An 18,331-nucleotide genomic window follows, 5' to 3' on the forward strand; every position below is an offset into this window, starting at 1 on the left:
TGTCAAAATCGAAAAATGCATCATAATATTGTGCAATTATGATGCATTTCCATGCTTAAGTTAAGGTTACTTATTTTGCCATTTATCAACAACAAGTGCTGCAATCAAATCACCTTCAACGTTAACGGCTGTTCTAAAGGTATCTAACGGACGTTCAATAACCAATAAAATTGCGATTGCCTCTAAAGGGATACCGACAGCCAGCATGACTAACTGCATACCTGACATAGAACCTGACGGCATACCTGGTGCGCCAATAGAAGAGACCATTGCCATGATGAAAATCATGATTAGACCACCAGTACCTAAGTCGATACCGTAAAGCTGTGCTAGGAAGATAGCTGCTACGCCTTCAAAAAGGGCTGTACCATCCATATTCATAATAGAGCCAAGCGGCAATACCATACTGCTGGTTGATTGTGAAATGTTAAGCTCTTCTTCCGCTGTTTGCATTGAAAGTGGTAGCGTTGCTGAACTTGATGATGTTGCAAATGCCATGGCCATTGGTGCTGATAGCGCTCTAAATAAGTCTTTGAACTTAATACCTGTCACGACTTTTGCGATGATAGGTAAGACAAAACCACCGTGAATAAAGGTTAGAGTAAATACCAGTAACGCAAAGCGGGCGAGTTCACCAAAAATGGCATTACCGCTTTGAAGAGTAAATTGGAAAACAATCGCAAATACAGCCAGTGGTGCTAGTTTGATGATCCACGATACCACACGGTTAACGGCAGTATTGAGTCCATCGATAACCTCAAATACAGGGTGCTTTTCCGGTAAGCTTGCCAGCAGTGCAATGCCAAGTAATAGCGCAAATACAACAATCGCTAATAAGTTAGTTGTTGCCATTGCTTGAAAAGGGTTTACCAATGCCATGTTAAATAGCTTTTCAACAATAGCGCCACCGGAGGCGGAGGTTTGATCGATTAATTGAACATGGCTGCTGACATGAACTTTTGAAGTATCGACTAATTGTGGCCATTTAGGCAGTGACAGTGAAACACCTAAGGCTAATGCAATCGCAAGCGTTGAAGTAAAGGCATAAAACGAAACTGTTTTTAAACCAAGCTCTTTTAATCGAATTATTGAGCCGATACTGGTGATACCACGTAGCAATGAAAATAGCACTACGGCACCAACAAGCATTTTTAGTAAACCAATATAAGTGGTTTTTAATAACATAAGGAGCTTGAAGGCTGTGCTTGTTTCAAACCCTGACGATAGTGGTAGCAGTGTTGCTAACGCCCATGCTAACAAGCCAGCAATAAGTAATTGAAATGGTAATGATTTTAATAAACGGCGATGCATGAGAGTCTCTTGTAACGTTCGTTGAGAATAAAATTAAAAAATAAAAATGAGCGTTGTTATAATTTTTTATAAGAAAAAGCGCTCTGACACAGAGTACCAGAGCGTGGCAAATGCCAATTCTCAATTAACGATAAGTCGGTTGTCTTTACGACTGACAGAAAAATTTGGTTTATTATTACTTTCGCTAAAAGAGGAAGTGCTGATCCGTAGCAGGTTTTGAACAAAGGTGTGAGATAAAATCTCGCCTGTCTTCGTAACAGACAGTAGTCGTTACGAAGACAGGATGTAGCTTAAATAAGAGGAAAATTACTTATCAAAGTGAATGATAGTACGAATGCTCTTACCTTCGTGCAGCAGATCGAATGCTTCGTTGATCTTGTCTAGGCCCATGTTGAATGAGATGAAGTCATCTAACTGGAACTCACCTGCCATGTAACGATCTACGATACCTGGAAGTTCTGAACGGCCTTTAACACCACCGAATGCAGAACCACGCCATACGCGACCTGTTACTAGTTGGAATGGACGAGTTGAGATCTCTTGACCTGCACCTGCAACACCGATGATTACAGACTCACCCCAGCCTTTGTGACAGCACTCAAGCGCAGAACGCATCACGTTTACGTTACCGATACATTCGAAAGAGTAATCAACACCACCGTCAGTCATCTCAACGATCACTTCTTGGATAGGCTTATCGAACTTAGTAGGGTTAACACACTCAGTTGCACCTAGTTTACGAGCAAGGTCGAACTTGTCTTCGTTGATGTCGATAGCAATGATGCGGCTTGCTTTAGCCATTGTTGCACCAATGATAGCTGCTAGACCGATACCACCAAGGCCGAATACAGCAACAGTGCTACCTTCTTCAACTTTCGCTGTATTAAGTACCGCACCCATACCTGTAGTAACACCACAACCTAGTAGACATACTTCTTCTAGCGGTGCTTCTTTGTTGATTTTCGCTAGTGAAATCTCAGGAAGAACAGTGTATTCAGAGAATGTTGAACAACCCATGTAGTGGAAGATAGGTTGACCATCTTTATAGAAACGTGTTGTACCGTCTGGCATTAGACCTTTACCTTGTGTCTCACGTACTGCTTGACATAGGTTTGTTTTGCCAGATAGACAGTATTTACACTTGCCACATTCTGCAGTGTAAAGTGGAATAACGTGGTCGCCTACTTGAAGATCGGTAACGCCTTCACCAACCATTTCAACAATACCACCACCTTCGTGACCAAGAATTGCAGGGAAGATACCTTCTGGATCATCACCTGATAGTGTGAAAGCATCAGTGTGACATACGCCTGTTGCTACGATGCGAACGAGAACTTCACCTGCACGAGGTAACATTACATCTACTTCTTCAATTGAAAGTGGTTGTTTTGGACCCCATGCAATCGCAGCTTTTGATTTGATAAATTTATCAGTCATCGTTAAATCACTCTGTTAAGCCAACTTGATTGGCGATAATTATTATTAAAATACGACAATTAAACGATATTACTCATGTCGTCTTGATGGAACTATTATATTTATTTCTTAGCAAATGATAATCCCTTGATATGGAAAATGATTATTACCAAATAGTAATAGTAAAAATTATCATTTCCGTTAAAAGCATAAAATTAACTTTAAATATTAGTAAAGAACTATACGCTATTGTAGCTTATGTTTTAAAGGAATTTTCAGGTATTCCATTTTTAATGTTATAAACACTCAAGAGGAAAAGTGTATCTTGCTGATTTTATAGTTTATTTTGACTTTTAAGAGTGGGTTTATTGAGTGTGCTTGAACAGCGTGATTAGGTTGAATGAGTAAAAGGTATAAGTGTTATTTGTCGCTATGGGAGAGCGGTTTATTTTAAAAACGTTATGAAGTTGCTGTTTGGGATGGGATTTAAAAAAACAATAGGTGTGATTGTTATCGTGTGGAAGACGGCAATAATGCAGTATTGTGTCATTCATGTATTTTATTTAACGTAAATAAAAAAGCACATGCAACCCGAATGGTTTACATGTGCTTTAAACGTTATTGGATTTATTTTATCGCTTATGCACTTTTATGGTTTTGTGCGTAAACGTGAGTTGCGATAGCATCCATTAGTGCTGGAGATAGGCAATCGTATGGCTTAAGGCCTAGTTCGTTTAGACGCGCACGGATTGCATCCATATCTTTTGGATCAGTACCCGTTTCGATGATAGAAGAAACAAATGCTGCAAATTCAGGAGCAGACCAACCTTCGTCAGTTGATAGTTCAGTGTGAACAAAGTCTAAACCGTGGAATGGGTGGTTAGTATCTTCGATACGGCCGTACATGTGAACACCACATTCTTTACAAGCGTGACGTTTGATTGCTGCATTTTGGTCAACGACAACGAGTTTGTCTGCATTTGCAATCACTTCAACGTTGTCACGAGAAATAACAGCGATTTGAGAGAAAACTGCGCCTTCAGGCTTCCAGCATTTAGAACAACCACAAGCGTGGTTATGTGCTGTTTGACCAGAAAGTTTAACTCGAACTGTATTTGTGTCACATTTACAGCTTAATACGCCACCAACAAAGTTTTCTTTAGTTGCAATAAAGCCATTATCAATTGATGGGTGTAATTTAATAGACATAAAGATGCTCTTATATTATTTATAATTAAATGTAGAGTTAGAGTGTTATTTTTAGTTTTCTATTCGTTAATTAAATATTAATTAGCGAATAGAAGTATTCTAAAGTTTAATTAGATTTAAACAATCTGTTTTACAGTAAATGATTATTACTGATTAGAAACAATAAAATTAAATTATTACTTGTTTTGCTGTGCAATATGAGTAGCAATGGCATCCATTAAGTCTGGAGATAGGCAATCGTAAGATTCCATACCTAGTTCTTCAATGCGAGCACGGATAGCAGCCATGTCTTTTAAATCTGTGCCCGTTTCAATGATTGAAGAAACAAAAGCAGCAAATGTTGGTGCAGACCAGCCTTGTGTTGGCGATAGTTCAGTATGGACAAAATCTAAGCCGTAGAATGGGTGGTTAGTATCTTTAATACGGCCATACATATGAACACCACAGTCTTTACACGCAAAACGCTTAATCACAGCAGCGTCATCAACAACTTTTAGTTTATCTGCATTTGCTGTTACTGTTACTTTGTCGCGAGGAATAACAGCAACTTGTGAAAATAGCGCGTCTTTAGGTTTCCAACATTTAGAACAACCACAAATATGGTTATGCGCTGTTTGTGACTCTAAATTAACAACAACTTTATTATGTCGGCAATGACACTGTAATTTACCGCCATTTAACGTGTTATTAGTTGGATTAATACCACGATTAACAGCAGGGTGGATATTAATAATAGTCGGTTTGTTTTTACGATTAAAAATTTTAGCGAATAGATTTAGCATTATTAGACTTATTTAATTTTGGTGTACGGATTCACTATTTACGAAAATAGTAAGATGTTGGATATTTATAATTTAATTCAGAGAGATTAATAACGGTCAATATAGTCGTTATATTGACCGTCATAGTAGAAGGCAATTTACAGATTAAATACCGTTTGGCTTAAATACCGCTTTTAGACGTTTAGCAATCATTAAACGTGAAACGGTGAACATACCTGTCACTGTTCGTTGGTGCAGGCGGAAGATCGTATCGTATAAACGACGGATCAAGCGACCTTGTAGTACCATTTTACCTTCCATCTTTGAGCCTGGTGCAAATGAACCGACTGCAAAATGGTGACCAACAGCAACAACCATACCGCCATCTTTAAATTCGAAGTCAGTCAATGGTTTACCACGTAGCATACCGCCTAAGCTTTTCGCTAGGTGTACTGCTGCACGGTTAGCCGCTTGTGCTTTAGGTGGAACAAAGCTGCCATCAGCCTGAGGGATTGATGCACAATCACCTAAAGAGAAGATGCTGTCATCAACGGTTGTTGTTAAATTAGCATTCACCTGAATTTGGTTCATACGGTTATAACTTAAACCGCCAATACCGTTTAGCCAATCCGGTGCTTTAACACCCGCAGCCCAGAACTGTACGTCAGCATCTAACTCACGGTTATCAACTGTTAGCATACCTTTTTCAGTGACTTCACGAATACGTGTATCAAGAAGAACATTTACGTTATTACGCTCAAGCTCTTTTTGTACTTTTTCTGACATTTTTTCAGGGCTATTTGGTAATACACGACCTGCAGCTTCAATCAAGTTGATATGCAGTGGGGCACCATTATAGCGTTGAAGTTTGTGGCTAACACGAGCAAGCTCTGCTGCAAGCTCAACACCAGTCGCGCCAGCGCCAACAATATTTACTGAGCGATCTTCACTTGCACGAAGGATCTGGCTAACTTGATGCCATGCTTGACGCGCTTGGCTTGCTGAATCTAGGAATAAGCAATGATCTTTTGCACCAGTGGTATTAAAGTCATTACTTACCGCACCAATCGCAATAACAAGGTAATCGTATTTTAAAGCCGCTTCTGTACCATCAGGACGACGAACAGAAAGCATTTTATTATCACGATCAATATCTGTCATCGCGGCTTGGTAATGTTGATAGCCATGACGTGCACCATGGGTGAAATAACAAACTGTATCTAAGTCGCTATCAAAAGTACCTGCTGCAATTTCATGCAAGCGAGGTTTCCAGAAGTGATGCGTTTCTGGTTCTACAAGAATAATTTCATCTTCTTTACGTACGGTTTTTGCTAATAGAGTTGATAACTCTAAGCCTGCGGCACCGCCACCTACAATAACGATTCGTGACATACGAATTCCTCAAAGGCACCCCGGGCTTCATTCCACAGGGGATGGTTTGACCATCATTAAATTAATGAGCTAATCCGTTGCTACTCTATTTTTTGTGAGTATGCCTATATGGAATGGCATGCTCTATCATTTATAAGATCAATTTCTTTGATATAAGACAATGAAATTCACCAAAATTCAAGTTTTGTGAGCTAAAGCAGGATTTTTTTTCAAAACCGTACTTTTCTTCGATGGAAGGTATTATATTTATTTCAGATAAGATAACAATGATCATAAACGTCAAATTACTTTTACTGACAGGTAATAATCAGATGCCTTAATGGTATCTTTTGTTGCTGTTGTACACATTCTGAGTGTTTTGTTAATAAAAATTACATCCCACTCAAATAAAAACGTCATAAAGACATGCGACATTCCTTCTGGTTTGACCAGTTATTATATTTAAAGGAATAGGTATGTCGTTATCACGTCGAGGATTTGTAAAAGCGCTATCATCAGCAGCGATGGTTACTTCGCTTACAGGATGTAATAGTAATGATCAACAGCAACAAAAATCGAAAATTAAGGTTGGCTTTAATCACGGCGTTGCGAGTGGTGATCCTTTACAACATGCCGTTATTATTTGGACGCGTATTACGACAGAAGCACGCTCAATTGACGTTCAATGGCAGGTTGCGACTGATGAGAAATTTATGCAGATTGTTGCGTCAGGCGAGGTGACGACCGATAGCGTAAAAGATTTTACAGTAAAGGTAGATGTTAACGGTCTACAACCTAATCAACATTATTATTATCGTTTTGAAGCCAATGATACGTTAAGTCCTATAGGGCAGACTCAAACTTTAGCAGAAGGTGAATTAGATAAAGCGTCTATTGCTGTCGTGTCATGTTCTAATTTTCCTGCTGGTTACTTTAATGTGTATCGAGAAATAGTTAAGCAGCACCAAATGTCACCTATCAATGCAGTACTACATTTAGGCGATTATATTTATGAATATGGGGCTGGGCAGTATGCCACTGAAGATGCACAACGTTTAAATCGCATTCCAAGTAAAGAGTCTGAATGCCTTACTTTAGATGATTATCGCAAACGTTATGCGCAATACCGTAGCGACAGTGATCTTCAAGCGTTACATGCGGCATTACCAATGATCGCTATTTGGGATGATCATGAAATAGCCAATGATACATGGCGAGAAGGTGCTGAGAATCATCAACAGCAAGAAGGTGACTTTGCTCAACGTCGAGCTGCAGCTGCTCTAGCTTGGCTAGAATGGTTACCCGTTAGAGAAAATCCTGTTTCTTCTATGATCACCTATCGAGACTTTAGCTTTGGTGATTTGTTTGACTTATATATGTTAGATACCCGCGTTGTCGCGCGTGATGAACCGCTTGACTACTTTTCACTGGCTGATACATCGATTGAATCTATCTCTGGGTTAATTCAACAGGCACGCGCTCCTGAACGCAAGTTACTCGGCAATGATCAAAAGCAATGGCTCAGTGAGCGTATGACAACGAATACGGCAAAATGGTCATTGTTAGGCCAACAAGTGTTAATGGGTAAGATTGAAATGCCAAGTAGTGTCATGATGGGGTTGTTTCAATTATTTCAGGCAAGTGATGCAAACAAGTCAGCTGCGATGATCGCGGTACAGAATGCAATTAATACCTATTTAGCTGATCCAAGTTCAGACCCATATTTACTTCCATATAATTTAGATGCTTGGGACGGGTTTTATATGGAGCGTGAATGGTTATACGGCATGACGACAACGTTAAATAAACAACTTATCACGCTAGCAGGCGATAGCCACAATGCTTGGTGTAGTGAATTAAGTGATCATAAAGGAAATGGGGTGGGGATTGAGTTTGCAACAAGCTCGGTGACCTCTCCCGGATTAGAAAAATATTTAGGGTTAGATTTGCAAACTATTGGGCAGATGGAATTTATCCTACCTCAATTAGTTTCAGATCTTCAATGGGTTAATTTAAAACAACGTGGTTTTATTCGTTTAGATCTTGATCATCAGCAAGTGCTTTCAACGTGGCACTTTGTTTCGACGGTAAAAGAGAAAGAGTACCAAGTAGACACTCAGAAGCTGGTGACCCAAAATGGATTAATGGTCAGCTAAACCTATTTATAATTAACAATGAATAACCTGATGAATTGCCGTTTGGTGAATGAGTTAGGATTTTTATTTGCTCTTAATAAGAAAGAAATTACCGTTTCATTACCGAGTGATCCTACACAAACTGGTATTCGATCTGAGTGATCTTAGGTGGTACGAAAAGTAGCAGATAAAAGAAAAGGAGCGTTAATAAACGCTCCTTTTGTCATTAAGAAATGCCTAATCTTTTCAATGTTTATTTCTCAGTTACATGGATCGCAGTTTGCAGATCTTCAGGGTGAAGATCTGCGCGATCAAATTCTTGTGAGGCGGGCATACGAAGGTGGAAATCTTTAAATATTTCAACTTCAACATTACCTTCTGTGAGAATAAAGTCACTCACATGACCACCTTGAGTACGATCATCACTAATAAAGTGAAAGTGGAACCCCGGCACATTAATACCAATCATATAGTCTGGTATTTTAAAACCAATCATCACACCTGAAACATGCGTCATTTCAGCAATAGGTTGATGTTTAACAACTTCAACCATAGGTGGATATGGACGGTGCTGAGCCGGCACTGTACGTGTTTTAACATACGAGAACTTACCTGTTAAACGGATGGCATTAATCGCGTTGTGAGCGAGTAGATCTTGCTCTAAGCACGTTTCAAATTCTTTTTTACTTAGTTCAATTAAACTCAGTTTTGCTTTTGGCTCAAAGTTAACAACCGAAGCAAATGGTGTGGTGATATCGTGATCAACAAGATGAACATCGCCTGTGCTTGTAAGTTGGTAAACGTCATCACCCATTACAATCATTTCACCGTCAAGATCGTTAAAGGTACCAATGCCAAAGTTACCATGATCTAATAACTGACCAATTGTGAAATCACCTTGATATAAGCCTGCAATTAATGCACTCATCATTGAGGTTTGGTAGAACGTTTTGTTGTCTGTTTCAGCACTCATGTGATGCTCCTATTAATCTTGTTGGCATGGATGAAGTTGATCAAGTAGGCGACTGTTATCGCTATAATCAACATTGACGTTAACCAATACTGGGCCACTTAAGTTCATAGCTTTTCGCATAACAGGCTCAATATCATCGGCAGTATTGATCGCTAAACCATGTGCGCCGAAACTTTCTGCGTACTTAACAATATCAGGACCTATAAAGCTGACAGCACTCTCTCGACCATACTTTTTAAGCTGTTGGATCTTAACCATGTCATAACTGTGATCAGTCCAAACAAAGTGAACGATATTACATTTATGACGCACGGCCGTGGCTAATTCCATTGATGAGAATAGGAAGCCACCATCACCAGACATGGAAATGACTTTTTCATTAGGGTGAAGAAGGGAAGCTGCAATTGCCCAAGGTAAAGCGACGCCCAATGTTTGTTGACCATTACTGAACAATAAACGACGAGGTTCAAAGCTGTGGAAGTAACGTGCCATCCAAATATAGATTGAGCCTACATCACAACATACAGTGGTGTCGTCACTGACAAAGCGACGTAAATCATGAACAAAACGAAGTGGGTGAACGCCGTTTGATGAGGTTTTATTTATCCCCATCTGCATAATATGTTGTAAATCGTGGCGTAATAATTGGATTTGTTGGTTACTTTCTAAGGATTCTCGCTTATCTAATTCAGAAGCAATAGACGTAACAGACACCGCTAAGTCACCCACAACTTCACAAACAGGGTTATAGCTAATTTCTAAATCTGCTTGTTGATAACCAATATGAATAATTGGGGTATTTGCATCTTTATTCCAAAGAATCGGATCGTATTCAATGGGGCTATAACCAATGGTGATGATTAAGTCTGCGCTGTTTAACGCAATATCACCGGGTTGGTTTTTAAATAAGCCCACTCGACCTAAAAAGCAGTTGTACAAATCATGAGAAATAACGCCAGCTGCGGCAAACGTATTCACAACGGCAATTGGTGTTTGTTTGAGTAGTTGGCGAATGGCATCAGTAACAAAAGGCTGGCTTGCATCCATACCCAGTAATAACACCGGATTTTTTGCAGCATTAATGCGATCAGCAGCCTGACGAATAGCTTGTGGGTGTGCACCACCGAACAAAATTGGATTAGGCTGTTGTACTGGTTGGTAAGGAATACGATTAGTTAGAATATCTTGCGGTAGACTAACAAAGCTAGCACCTTGGGTAGGTTGCTCTGCAATACGAAAAGCTTTATGTACAACATCAGATACCGAGCCGCTATCCATCACTTCTGCTGAAAATTTGGTGATAGGAGTAAACAGTGAACGGGTATCCATGGATTGGTGAGTATTGTGAGAATACATCGAAAGCGGTACAGCACCTGCAAGTGCAACCACAGGATCACCTTCACTGTTCGCTGTTGCAACGCCTGTGACAAGGTTTGATGCACCCGGGCCAGAGGTCGCTAAACAAATGCCTGCTTTACCCGTTAAACGCCCTGTTGCTGCTGCCATAAACGCTGCATTTTGTTCATGATGACAAATAATGATTTCTGGTCCGTTATCACAAACAGCATCGAAAACAGCATCCACCTTTGCACCTGGAATACCAAAAATGTGTGGAATGTTATGTGCATTTAAAGTTTCAACAACCAGTTCAGCACCAGAGACGGTTTTATCCGACATATAAGCCTCAAAATTATATTTATTAAGTTAATAGGCTCAGGACATTGTTCGTGAATTCGAATTTTATGTGATGAGTGGCACAATTCTATACATTCATCATACAAATCAAATAACTGAAAATGAAAGTTAAATTCTCAATTTACAGATAAATAAGGGGAGGGGGAATTTACGATGTAATAAAAATGCCAGCCTTCATATTAGAAAAGACCGGCATTTTAAGGGAGGAATGGCAATGACAACGATTAAATCATGATGCCTGCAATTAACGCTGATAGAAAACTAACGAGCGTTGAACCGTAAAGCAAACGTAAACCAAAACGTGCGACCATATTACCTTTTTCTTCGTTCACCCCTTTTACAGCACCAGCAATAATACCGATAGAGCTAAAGTTAGCGAATGACACAAGGAAGATAGAAACAATACCTACGGTGTGCGGTGTTAATTCACTTACTTGTTTTTGTAGTGACAGCATTGCTACAAATTCGTTAGCAACAAGCTTGGTTGCCATGATACTACCTGCTTGTAGGGCTTCATGAGCAGGGATACCCATGATCCATGCAAATGGATAGAAAGCGTAGCCAATAACATCTTGGAAGCTAATACCGAATGCAGCATCAAAGCCGGCATTAATCATTGAAATTAGCGCGATAAAACCAATCAGCATTGCCGCTACAATAACCGCGACTTTAAAACCAGTAAGAATATATTCTCCTAACATTTCAAAGAACGTCAGTTTCTCACCACTTTCAGCCGCCATCATCTCATCAATATTCATCTCTGCTTCGTGGTCATATGGGTTAATGATAGAGAGAATAATGAAGGTACTAAACATGTTTAGAAACAAGGCTGCCACGACGTATTTAGGATCGATTAGCTTCATGTAAGAACCGACAATAGACATCGATACGGTTGACATGGCTGTTGCCGCTAACGTGTACATGCGACGCTCAGACATTCTACCGAGAATATCTTTATAGGTGATGAAGTTTTCAGATTGACCGACCATTAAGGCACTAATAGCGTTAAAGGATTCAAGTTTACCCATGCCATTAACTTTTGATAATAAATATCCAAGGCCTTTTATGACATATGGCAAAACTTTGATGTGCTGAAGAATACCAATCAGTGCTGAAATGAATACGATTGGCATTAGAACACTTAAGAAGAAGTTAAAGCCATCATTGTTAGATAGGTTACCAAAGACGAAATTTGTCCCTTCTGCGGCAAAATTGAGTAATCCATTAAATCCATCAGCAAACTCTTTAACGATCCCTGTACCCATTGAGGAGTTAAGCAAGAAGTAGGCTAATCCCATTTCAATAAGCAGTAGCTGAATAATATATCTGTACTTGATGTTTTTACGGTTATTACTTGCAACAAGTGCTAGGGCTGCGATAACGATTAACCCTAAAACAAAATGTAGATAGACCATGTTTGGTTGCTCTCAGTGTGATTCTTATCAAGATATATACTTATGTTTAAATATTTCTTTCTCTCTAAAAGTGACTTAAGTCTCACTTTTTGGTCGCGTAATTTTCTGTCACTATTACGTGCTTAGATGAATTACGATTGCGGCAAACGATTGCAGTTCGAAAGAGCCCTGTCATTACTGGGTTATCGTTATACGCTCATATAACTGTATCATCAACATGCCAAATGAGCATAACTGTGAACTGAATCTCACCTGTAATATGATTGAAAAATACTTTTTAGTGGTTTTGGAATATCGCAGTAGTCCAATCGGTAAAAACACGATGATTAAATAGGCAATTGTAGTCTCTGTGTATATCAAATGTTATTTTTTATTATGTTTAATAAATATGGAAAATAATATTTTAGATAAATAAATTTCAGAATTTTTTAAATATGATTCAATGCTGCACTTAATATTCATTTGTCTTACAAAATGAAATATTATATTCGTGATAATTTAGTGGAATAGAAACGATGAAAAAATCCTCTAAAAATCGTAAGCTATGGTACTTCCATCGACACGATCAGCGTAATGAAACAAGATTGAATAAAAGCTTAAAGGCTAAATAATGCATGTATGGCTAACTTACGTTGATCGTCTAAACGAAAGGCGACTCAACGTAAGTAAGTATACTTATTCAAGAATGGTAGGGACATTAAACCGGTAAGGTGGAACAAAAGGTCGGACACCTTTCTGGCGGTATTTTTTTAAACGCATTAATTGTTTATAGACAATGTAATAACGATTTATATTTGTAACGTAGACAACAGGTTGTTTGCCTATATATCTCCTGGTAATAATTTCAACATTATTAAACCATATATCAGGGTTATAGCCTTTTTCCTTTGCATAACGTCGCATTTTTCTAATATTGCCAGGTCCTGCATTATAAGAGGCGAGTGTCATATACATTCTATTATCATAGGTTAGACTGCTATCATCTAAGTAATTATTTTGGATATAGCGCATATACTTTATACCCGCATGAACATTATTACTTGCTATATAAATGTTAGGAATATTTATATATCGATCTCTTGCTGTACTTGGTAGTACTTGCATGATGCCAACGGCACCTTTATTGGAGACTTTATGCTGATTAAGCCCTGATTCTTGGAAACCCTGAGCCATCATCATTAAATAATCAAAATCATATTCCGTAGAATATTTAAAAAACAGATCAGAAAGTTTTTCCATTTTATCCATATTACTATGGTTCAATAGGTTTGTTATCCAGCCTTGATTATTTAAATACTTGTTATAAATAACATTTCCTAATAATGACCCTGATTTTATTTGTTTAATATACCTATTAACTAATTTCATTAATTTAGGGCTATCTTTTCTCATTGCCCAGGCTATTTCAGCATTTTTCCTTAAAACGAAAGCAGAATTCATGCGTAATTTTGGTAATATCTTGTTCCATATTTTCATCTTATGATCATCTAAAACGGTCATATTCATCAACCCGAGATTAACCATTTCCAACAACTCATAATCTTGCAGTGTTTCTTCTAAAAAATGGATCTTCATTGGCGCTAGGCGTTGGAGTAATAGACGATTATTGACTTCAAGTAGGCTTTGATAGTAGCTCGAACTTTTTCTTACCCAGATATCTTGATTGCTTAGTTGCTCTATTTTTGTAATTTCAGGTGAATCAATATTATTAATAATAACTTCTGAAATATTGGTAAGTACAGGCTCACTAAAGGCGACTTGCTTTTTTCGCTGTTCAGTAATGGTTAAATTAGCGACGGCAAGATCACCATATCCAGTAATTAAGAATTTGATGAGTTGATCTCGATGTACAGGGATCACTTGAATATTGAGTTTTGGATAAGTTTTATGAATATCTAACTCAAAGTGGTGAAGTAATTCAGCGATAATGCCTTTTGGAAGACCATCTTCAATATAGTAAAAACCTAAGTCAGCCGAAACTAATACTCTTAGCACCCTTTTTTTTTCAAGGACGCTAAGATCGCCAGTGTAAGTTGGGCCTGTGAGCGGGGACAGTGCTAAGCCTAAAGCTGTACTAGAAGTAAGGAATAAAGCCAGATATACCCATAAAGGTAATAACAGCCTTTTTAGTTGGTTGTTCATAGAAAACTAAAGCCTTTTGATTTAGCTTGATCCTGTATGGTTAAAATAATCGCATTTCCCAAATCATCCTTAGCCTTTGTGTTCTCATTTTTCGATTGTTTTATGAAGTGTTTTCGTTTTTGCTCTAACGTTGATATCTGTTGTTGCAGCTGTACTCTTTGTGCGATTTGTTGTTTAAGCTTTTCGGTGATTTGTTGGTCATTTAATCCATGATAGTGCTGTTGATCTTTTTTCGCGAACGCTACACCTTGTTCTAAATTTTGTTGGGCAAGCGAAATCAAATCCCAATCTTGTGTTTTATACTGCTTTCCTGCTTTGGCAATACTGCGCTCTGTGCTACTAGATTTAGAAAGGCTTGATGCATTCATATCTTGAGCGATTTGCTGGCTTTTCTTACTTGCCCCTTTTGTACCATAACCGATGTAAGTGTCATTAATTTTACGGCCCAGTTGGATGATATCATCGTCGTAAGGGGTCTCAATATGGGGGGCTTTCTTCTTATGGTCTATATTCAAATATTTGCCATGACTCAGCAGTGCAGGTGTTGCCCACTGTAATTTACGACCTTTTAAATGGGGGCCGCAATATAAGGTGTTGATGATGATATCTTTACTGACTGCTAGAGGAATAGCATGGCTAATCGGAATATCACCTTGTTGAAACTCTTCATTACCTGCAATGATGATTAAACGAAGATCGTCTTGATGGGGGCTCCACTGTAAACGGTTTGTTGCCTCTTGAATTACTTGTGGCGCATATTCTTTACTCCCTCCAATGTTTATTGCAAATAGTGCTTCTGAAAATTGGTCAAGATCTGAGGTGAGTGGTGAGAGTAAACGTAAATAACCATCATATTTTGATTGATGTTCAACACCATATTCAAACAATGCAACTTGTAAAGTAACAGGGCGATCATGTTTAGTGGCTGTTGCGATGGCATTAATGATTGACCAGATCTGCTCTCTTGCCTGATTAATTAATCCTCCCATAGAGCCACTAGCATCGAGTAAGATCGCGACTTGAATTGTGGGGCCTGTACGAGTAAAAGGTATGGGCGTGTTATTATTATTTGTTTGTTCTGGTTGTAAAATCTCAGGCAATACGAGTGCTGGTGGCTTTTTATCACTGCTACTGTAGGTAGGAATAGAGACCACCAGAAGAAAACTGAGCATTAATAGTCGTATCAGCATAATATCTCGCATATCAATATATTAAGTGCTAAATGTCAGCGTACACTAAAAACTAATTCTCTAAGTATGGTTGGTAAGTGCTATTTGTGCCGAGTTTGAGGCAATATTTGTGGTTTCCAATAACAAGCTAATGGTAATAAAAACATGCTAAGTCATCACGCATTTTAAATTTAATAGGTTAGTGTCAGTGGCGGATATATTTAAAAAAAACATCTATCTGATGGTAGTGTTACTCGGTTTATCAGGTTGTAGTTCAGCGTCTACGTATTCAGTACGTAAGCCTTTAGACGTTGATGTGCTGGCAAATTTGCCTGAAGTTTTAAATGAATCATCAGGTTTGGCGGTTATTAATGGGCATGTATGGTCACATAATGACAGCGGCAGCCGAAATCAGATTTATCAACTGTCTTCTAATTTTCAAACAATCACAAAAACGGTGACGGTTCAACGCAGTAAAAATTATGATTGGGAAGATTTAGCGCAGAGTAAACGCTATTTATACATTGGTGATACAGGAAATAACTCAACACGCCGTGATGGAGGTGTGATTTATAAAGTACCACTCGCCTCGCTTGAAAAAGGCTCGTCAGTCACGCCTGTTTCAACTATTCGATACCGTTTTAAAGATTTTAAACCGGGTAAAACGTATCAACATAATTTCGATAGTGAAGCGATAACAGTTGTGGGTGATCAATTATGGCTATTTAGCAAAAACTGGCAAAATGAGCATACCAAGCTATACCGACTCAGTACGACTCAATCTAGCCAGACGGTCTCACCGGTTGGGGATTATTTAACAGAAGGACTCATTACCAGTGCTGATTATAACGTCAAGACCTCAACACTTGCGTTATTAGGCTATCGTAAAGACATCTTTTTAGGTTATTCCTTTATTTGGTTAGTCAAAGTGAAAAACAATCAATTGGATTGGTCAACGGCTAAATATAAGCGTTTAAGAATTTATTCACAGTGGGAAGCTGTGCATTGGTATAAGGATAATAAACTCTTAATTACCAGTGAGAAGAACCCATTAACTAAAGCAATGATAGCAACGGTAGATGTGTCATCTTTGATCAATGCAAGTGAATAACCCTGCAACATCTGCTAGTATCTGCCAAAACTTAGCTGTGATCCCCATGAAGGGGCAGCCTACTAAACTGGAAAAACTGTGACTAATAACGATATTTTACGCCGTATACGCTACATCTTTGATTTAAATGATAGCCAACTAATTGAAATCTTTGTACAAGCAGATGCAACTGTAACTCGTGAGCAAGTATGTAACTGGTTAAAGCCAGAAGACAATGACGATTACAAAAGCTGTTCAGATGAAGAATTTGCAACGTTTCTTAACGGCTTTATCAATCAAAAGCGTGGCAAGAAAGAAGGTCCACAACCAGTACCAGAGCAAAAGCTAACGAATAATATTATTTTCCGTAAGCTGCAAATTGCCTTAAATCTAAAAGCAGATGATGTATTAGATTTGTTTAAGCTGGTGGATTTCCGTTTAAGTAAGCATGAATTAAGTGCGTTTTTCCGTAAGCTTGATCATAAACACTACCGTGAGTGTAAAGATCAGGTACTACGTAACTTTTTACAAGCATTACAGATCAACCTTCGTGGTGATGAATCTGCGACGGTTGAAGCCGAATAATCGTGTTGTTTTTATAGACATAACACAATAAATCGAAAGTGATAAAAAGCAGCGTTGGCTGCTTTTTTTACATCTGTAATATCAGGTTGCATGTGATTTTTATTAGAAAGAGTAAAATTAATAGAAATTAAATTTATGGAAAACGGCCAATGGCGCATTCACATGAACACCATGTTTCAAATTACAACTCCGCCTTTGCAATAGGGATTGTACTAAACCTTCTTTATGTCATTGTAGAAGCGACTTATGGTTTTATTACTGATTCTTTAGCATTGCTAGCCGATGCAGGGCATAACCTTAGCGATGTTGTTACTTTGGTCTTGGCATGGGGAGCTTTTGCATTAGCAAAAAAAGCGGCAACTGAGCAGCGAACCTATGGGTTCCGTAAAGTGACAATATTAGCTTCATTAACAAGTGCGTTATTATTATTGTTTGCGCTTGGAGCAATTGCATGGGAAGCGGTTCTACGATTTTCTGACCCCCGTCCAGTGGCTGGTACCACGGTGATGGTGGTGGCTTTTATTGGTGTGATCATCAATGCTGCGACAGCGATGTTATTTGCCAAAGGACAAAAGCATGATTTAAATATGAAAGGGGCTTTCCTTCATATGGCGGGTGATGCCGCAGTCTCTCTTGGTGTGATTATTACCGCTTTGATTATAAATATTACTGGGTGGGATTGGTTAGATCCTGCGATGAGCTTAGCGATTGTCGTGGTAATTTTAATCGGTACGTGGAGCTTACTAAAAGACTCAATCAATTATTCATTAGATGCGGTGCCGAACAACGTTGATATATCAGCATTAAAAACCTATTTAGCAGAGTTGCCGCATGTTAATACTTTCCATGATTTACATGTTTGGCCGATGAGTACTACTGAAAATGCCATGACAGTTCACCTTGTTGTTGATGAGTATGTTGAGGGGCAAGGTTTACCTGATGAAATCAAACATTATGTTCATGATCACTTTGACATTGAACATGTGACAGTACAAATTGAGGCATCATCTTACGCATGTGATAGTAAGCATCAACATTGCGGTATACAGCAGTAGTTTA

The 18,331-nt window shown here is 38.6% G+C and carries 14 protein-coding genes; 4 read left to right on the forward strand and 10 right to left on the reverse strand.

Features of this window, described 5'->3' with window-relative positions; translation table 11 throughout:
- Nucleotides 1-66 precede the first annotated feature (66 nt).
- From C9J41_RS04590 to C9J41_RS04610, 5 genes are all read right to left on the reverse strand, one after another.
- Nucleotides 67-1,311 carry a dicarboxylate/amino acid:cation symporter gene (locus C9J41_RS04590; RefSeq protein ID WP_107294267.1) on the reverse strand — a complete coding sequence of 415 codons (1,245 nt, stop codon included), beginning with the start codon at nt 1,309-1,311 and terminating at the stop codon, nt 67-69.
- A 306-nt stretch (nt 1,312-1,617) separates the two neighbouring features.
- The gene (locus tag C9J41_RS04595; RefSeq protein WP_107206321.1) at nt 1,618-2,748 is read right to left on the reverse strand and encodes an S-(hydroxymethyl)glutathione dehydrogenase/class III alcohol dehydrogenase; all 1,131 of its coding nucleotides are present in this window, start codon (nt 2,746-2,748) and stop codon (nt 1,618-1,620) included.
- A gap of 618 nt (nt 2,749-3,366) precedes the next feature.
- On the reverse strand, nt 3,367-3,936 hold the full coding sequence (gene gfa / locus C9J41_RS04600; RefSeq protein WP_105059970.1) for an S-(hydroxymethyl)glutathione synthase: 570 nt from the start codon (nt 3,934-3,936) through the stop codon (nt 3,367-3,369).
- A gap of 176 nt (nt 3,937-4,112) precedes the next feature.
- Nucleotides 4,113-4,718, reverse strand: a complete 606-nt coding sequence (gene gfa, locus C9J41_RS04605; protein WP_107206322.1) for an S-(hydroxymethyl)glutathione synthase — start codon at nt 4,716-4,718, stop codon at nt 4,113-4,115.
- Between the two features lie 144 nt (nt 4,719-4,862).
- Nucleotides 4,863-6,089, reverse strand: a complete 1,227-nt coding sequence (locus C9J41_RS04610) for an NAD(P)/FAD-dependent oxidoreductase (protein WP_107206323.1) — start codon at nt 6,087-6,089, stop codon at nt 4,863-4,865.
- Between the two features lie 455 nt (nt 6,090-6,544).
- Here C9J41_RS04610 and C9J41_RS04615 point away from each other — a divergent pair, with 455 nt between their 5' ends.
- Nucleotides 6,545-8,224, forward strand: coding sequence for an alkaline phosphatase (locus C9J41_RS04615; RefSeq protein WP_107294268.1), 1,680 nt, complete (start codon nt 6,545-6,547; stop codon nt 8,222-8,224).
- A gap of 232 nt (nt 8,225-8,456) precedes the next feature.
- On the opposite strand, the gene budA is transcribed toward C9J41_RS04615, so the two are convergent.
- The 5 genes from budA to C9J41_RS04640 form a co-directional block, all read right to left on the reverse strand.
- Nucleotides 8,457-9,176, reverse strand: a complete 720-nt coding sequence (budA, locus tag C9J41_RS04620) for an acetolactate decarboxylase (protein WP_107294269.1) — start codon at nt 9,174-9,176, stop codon at nt 8,457-8,459.
- A gap of 12 nt (nt 9,177-9,188) precedes the next feature.
- The gene (alsS, locus tag C9J41_RS04625) at nt 9,189-10,853 is read right to left on the reverse strand and encodes an acetolactate synthase AlsS (protein ID WP_107287099.1); all 1,665 of its coding nucleotides are present in this window, start codon (nt 10,851-10,853) and stop codon (nt 9,189-9,191) included.
- A gap of 242 nt (nt 10,854-11,095) precedes the next feature.
- On the reverse strand, nt 11,096-12,286 hold the full coding sequence (locus tag C9J41_RS04630; RefSeq protein WP_105059977.1) for a NupC/NupG family nucleoside CNT transporter: 1,191 nt from the start codon (nt 12,284-12,286) through the stop codon (nt 11,096-11,098).
- Between the two features lie 675 nt (nt 12,287-12,961).
- A complete protein-coding gene (locus C9J41_RS04635; RefSeq protein ID WP_107294270.1) occupies nt 12,962-14,428 on the reverse strand; it encodes a lytic transglycosylase F in 1,467 nt (488 codons plus the stop codon).
- Complete coding sequence (locus C9J41_RS04640) at nt 14,425-15,618, reverse strand: vWA domain-containing protein (RefSeq protein WP_107294271.1); 1,194 nt, start codon at nt 15,616-15,618, stop codon at nt 14,425-14,427. The genes C9J41_RS04635 and C9J41_RS04640 overlap by 4 nt, the downstream gene beginning before the upstream one ends.
- Nucleotides 15,619-15,805: 187 nt before the next feature.
- Here C9J41_RS04640 and C9J41_RS04645 point away from each other — a divergent pair, with 187 nt between their 5' ends.
- The 3 genes from C9J41_RS04645 to C9J41_RS04655 all read left to right on the forward strand — a co-directional run bounded on the left by C9J41_RS04645 (nt 15,806) and on the right by C9J41_RS04655 (nt 18,327).
- Nucleotides 15,806-16,708 carry a hypothetical protein gene (locus C9J41_RS04645; RefSeq protein WP_233220384.1) on the forward strand — a complete coding sequence of 301 codons (903 nt, stop codon included), beginning with the start codon at nt 15,806-15,808 and terminating at the stop codon, nt 16,706-16,708.
- A gap of 78 nt (nt 16,709-16,786) precedes the next feature.
- Nucleotides 16,787-17,272 carry a DUF1456 family protein gene (locus C9J41_RS04650; protein ID WP_107294272.1) on the forward strand — a complete coding sequence of 162 codons (486 nt, stop codon included), beginning with the start codon at nt 16,787-16,789 and terminating at the stop codon, nt 17,270-17,272.
- A 149-nt stretch (nt 17,273-17,421) separates the two neighbouring features.
- A complete protein-coding gene (locus C9J41_RS04655; protein ID WP_107246025.1) occupies nt 17,422-18,327 on the forward strand; it encodes a cation diffusion facilitator family transporter in 906 nt (301 codons plus the stop codon).
- Nucleotides 18,328-18,331 lie beyond the last annotated feature (4 nt).

The organism is Photobacterium sp. GB-50 (genome assembly GCF_003026755.1).
Lineage (GTDB): Bacteria > Pseudomonadota > Gammaproteobacteria > Enterobacterales > Vibrionaceae > Photobacterium.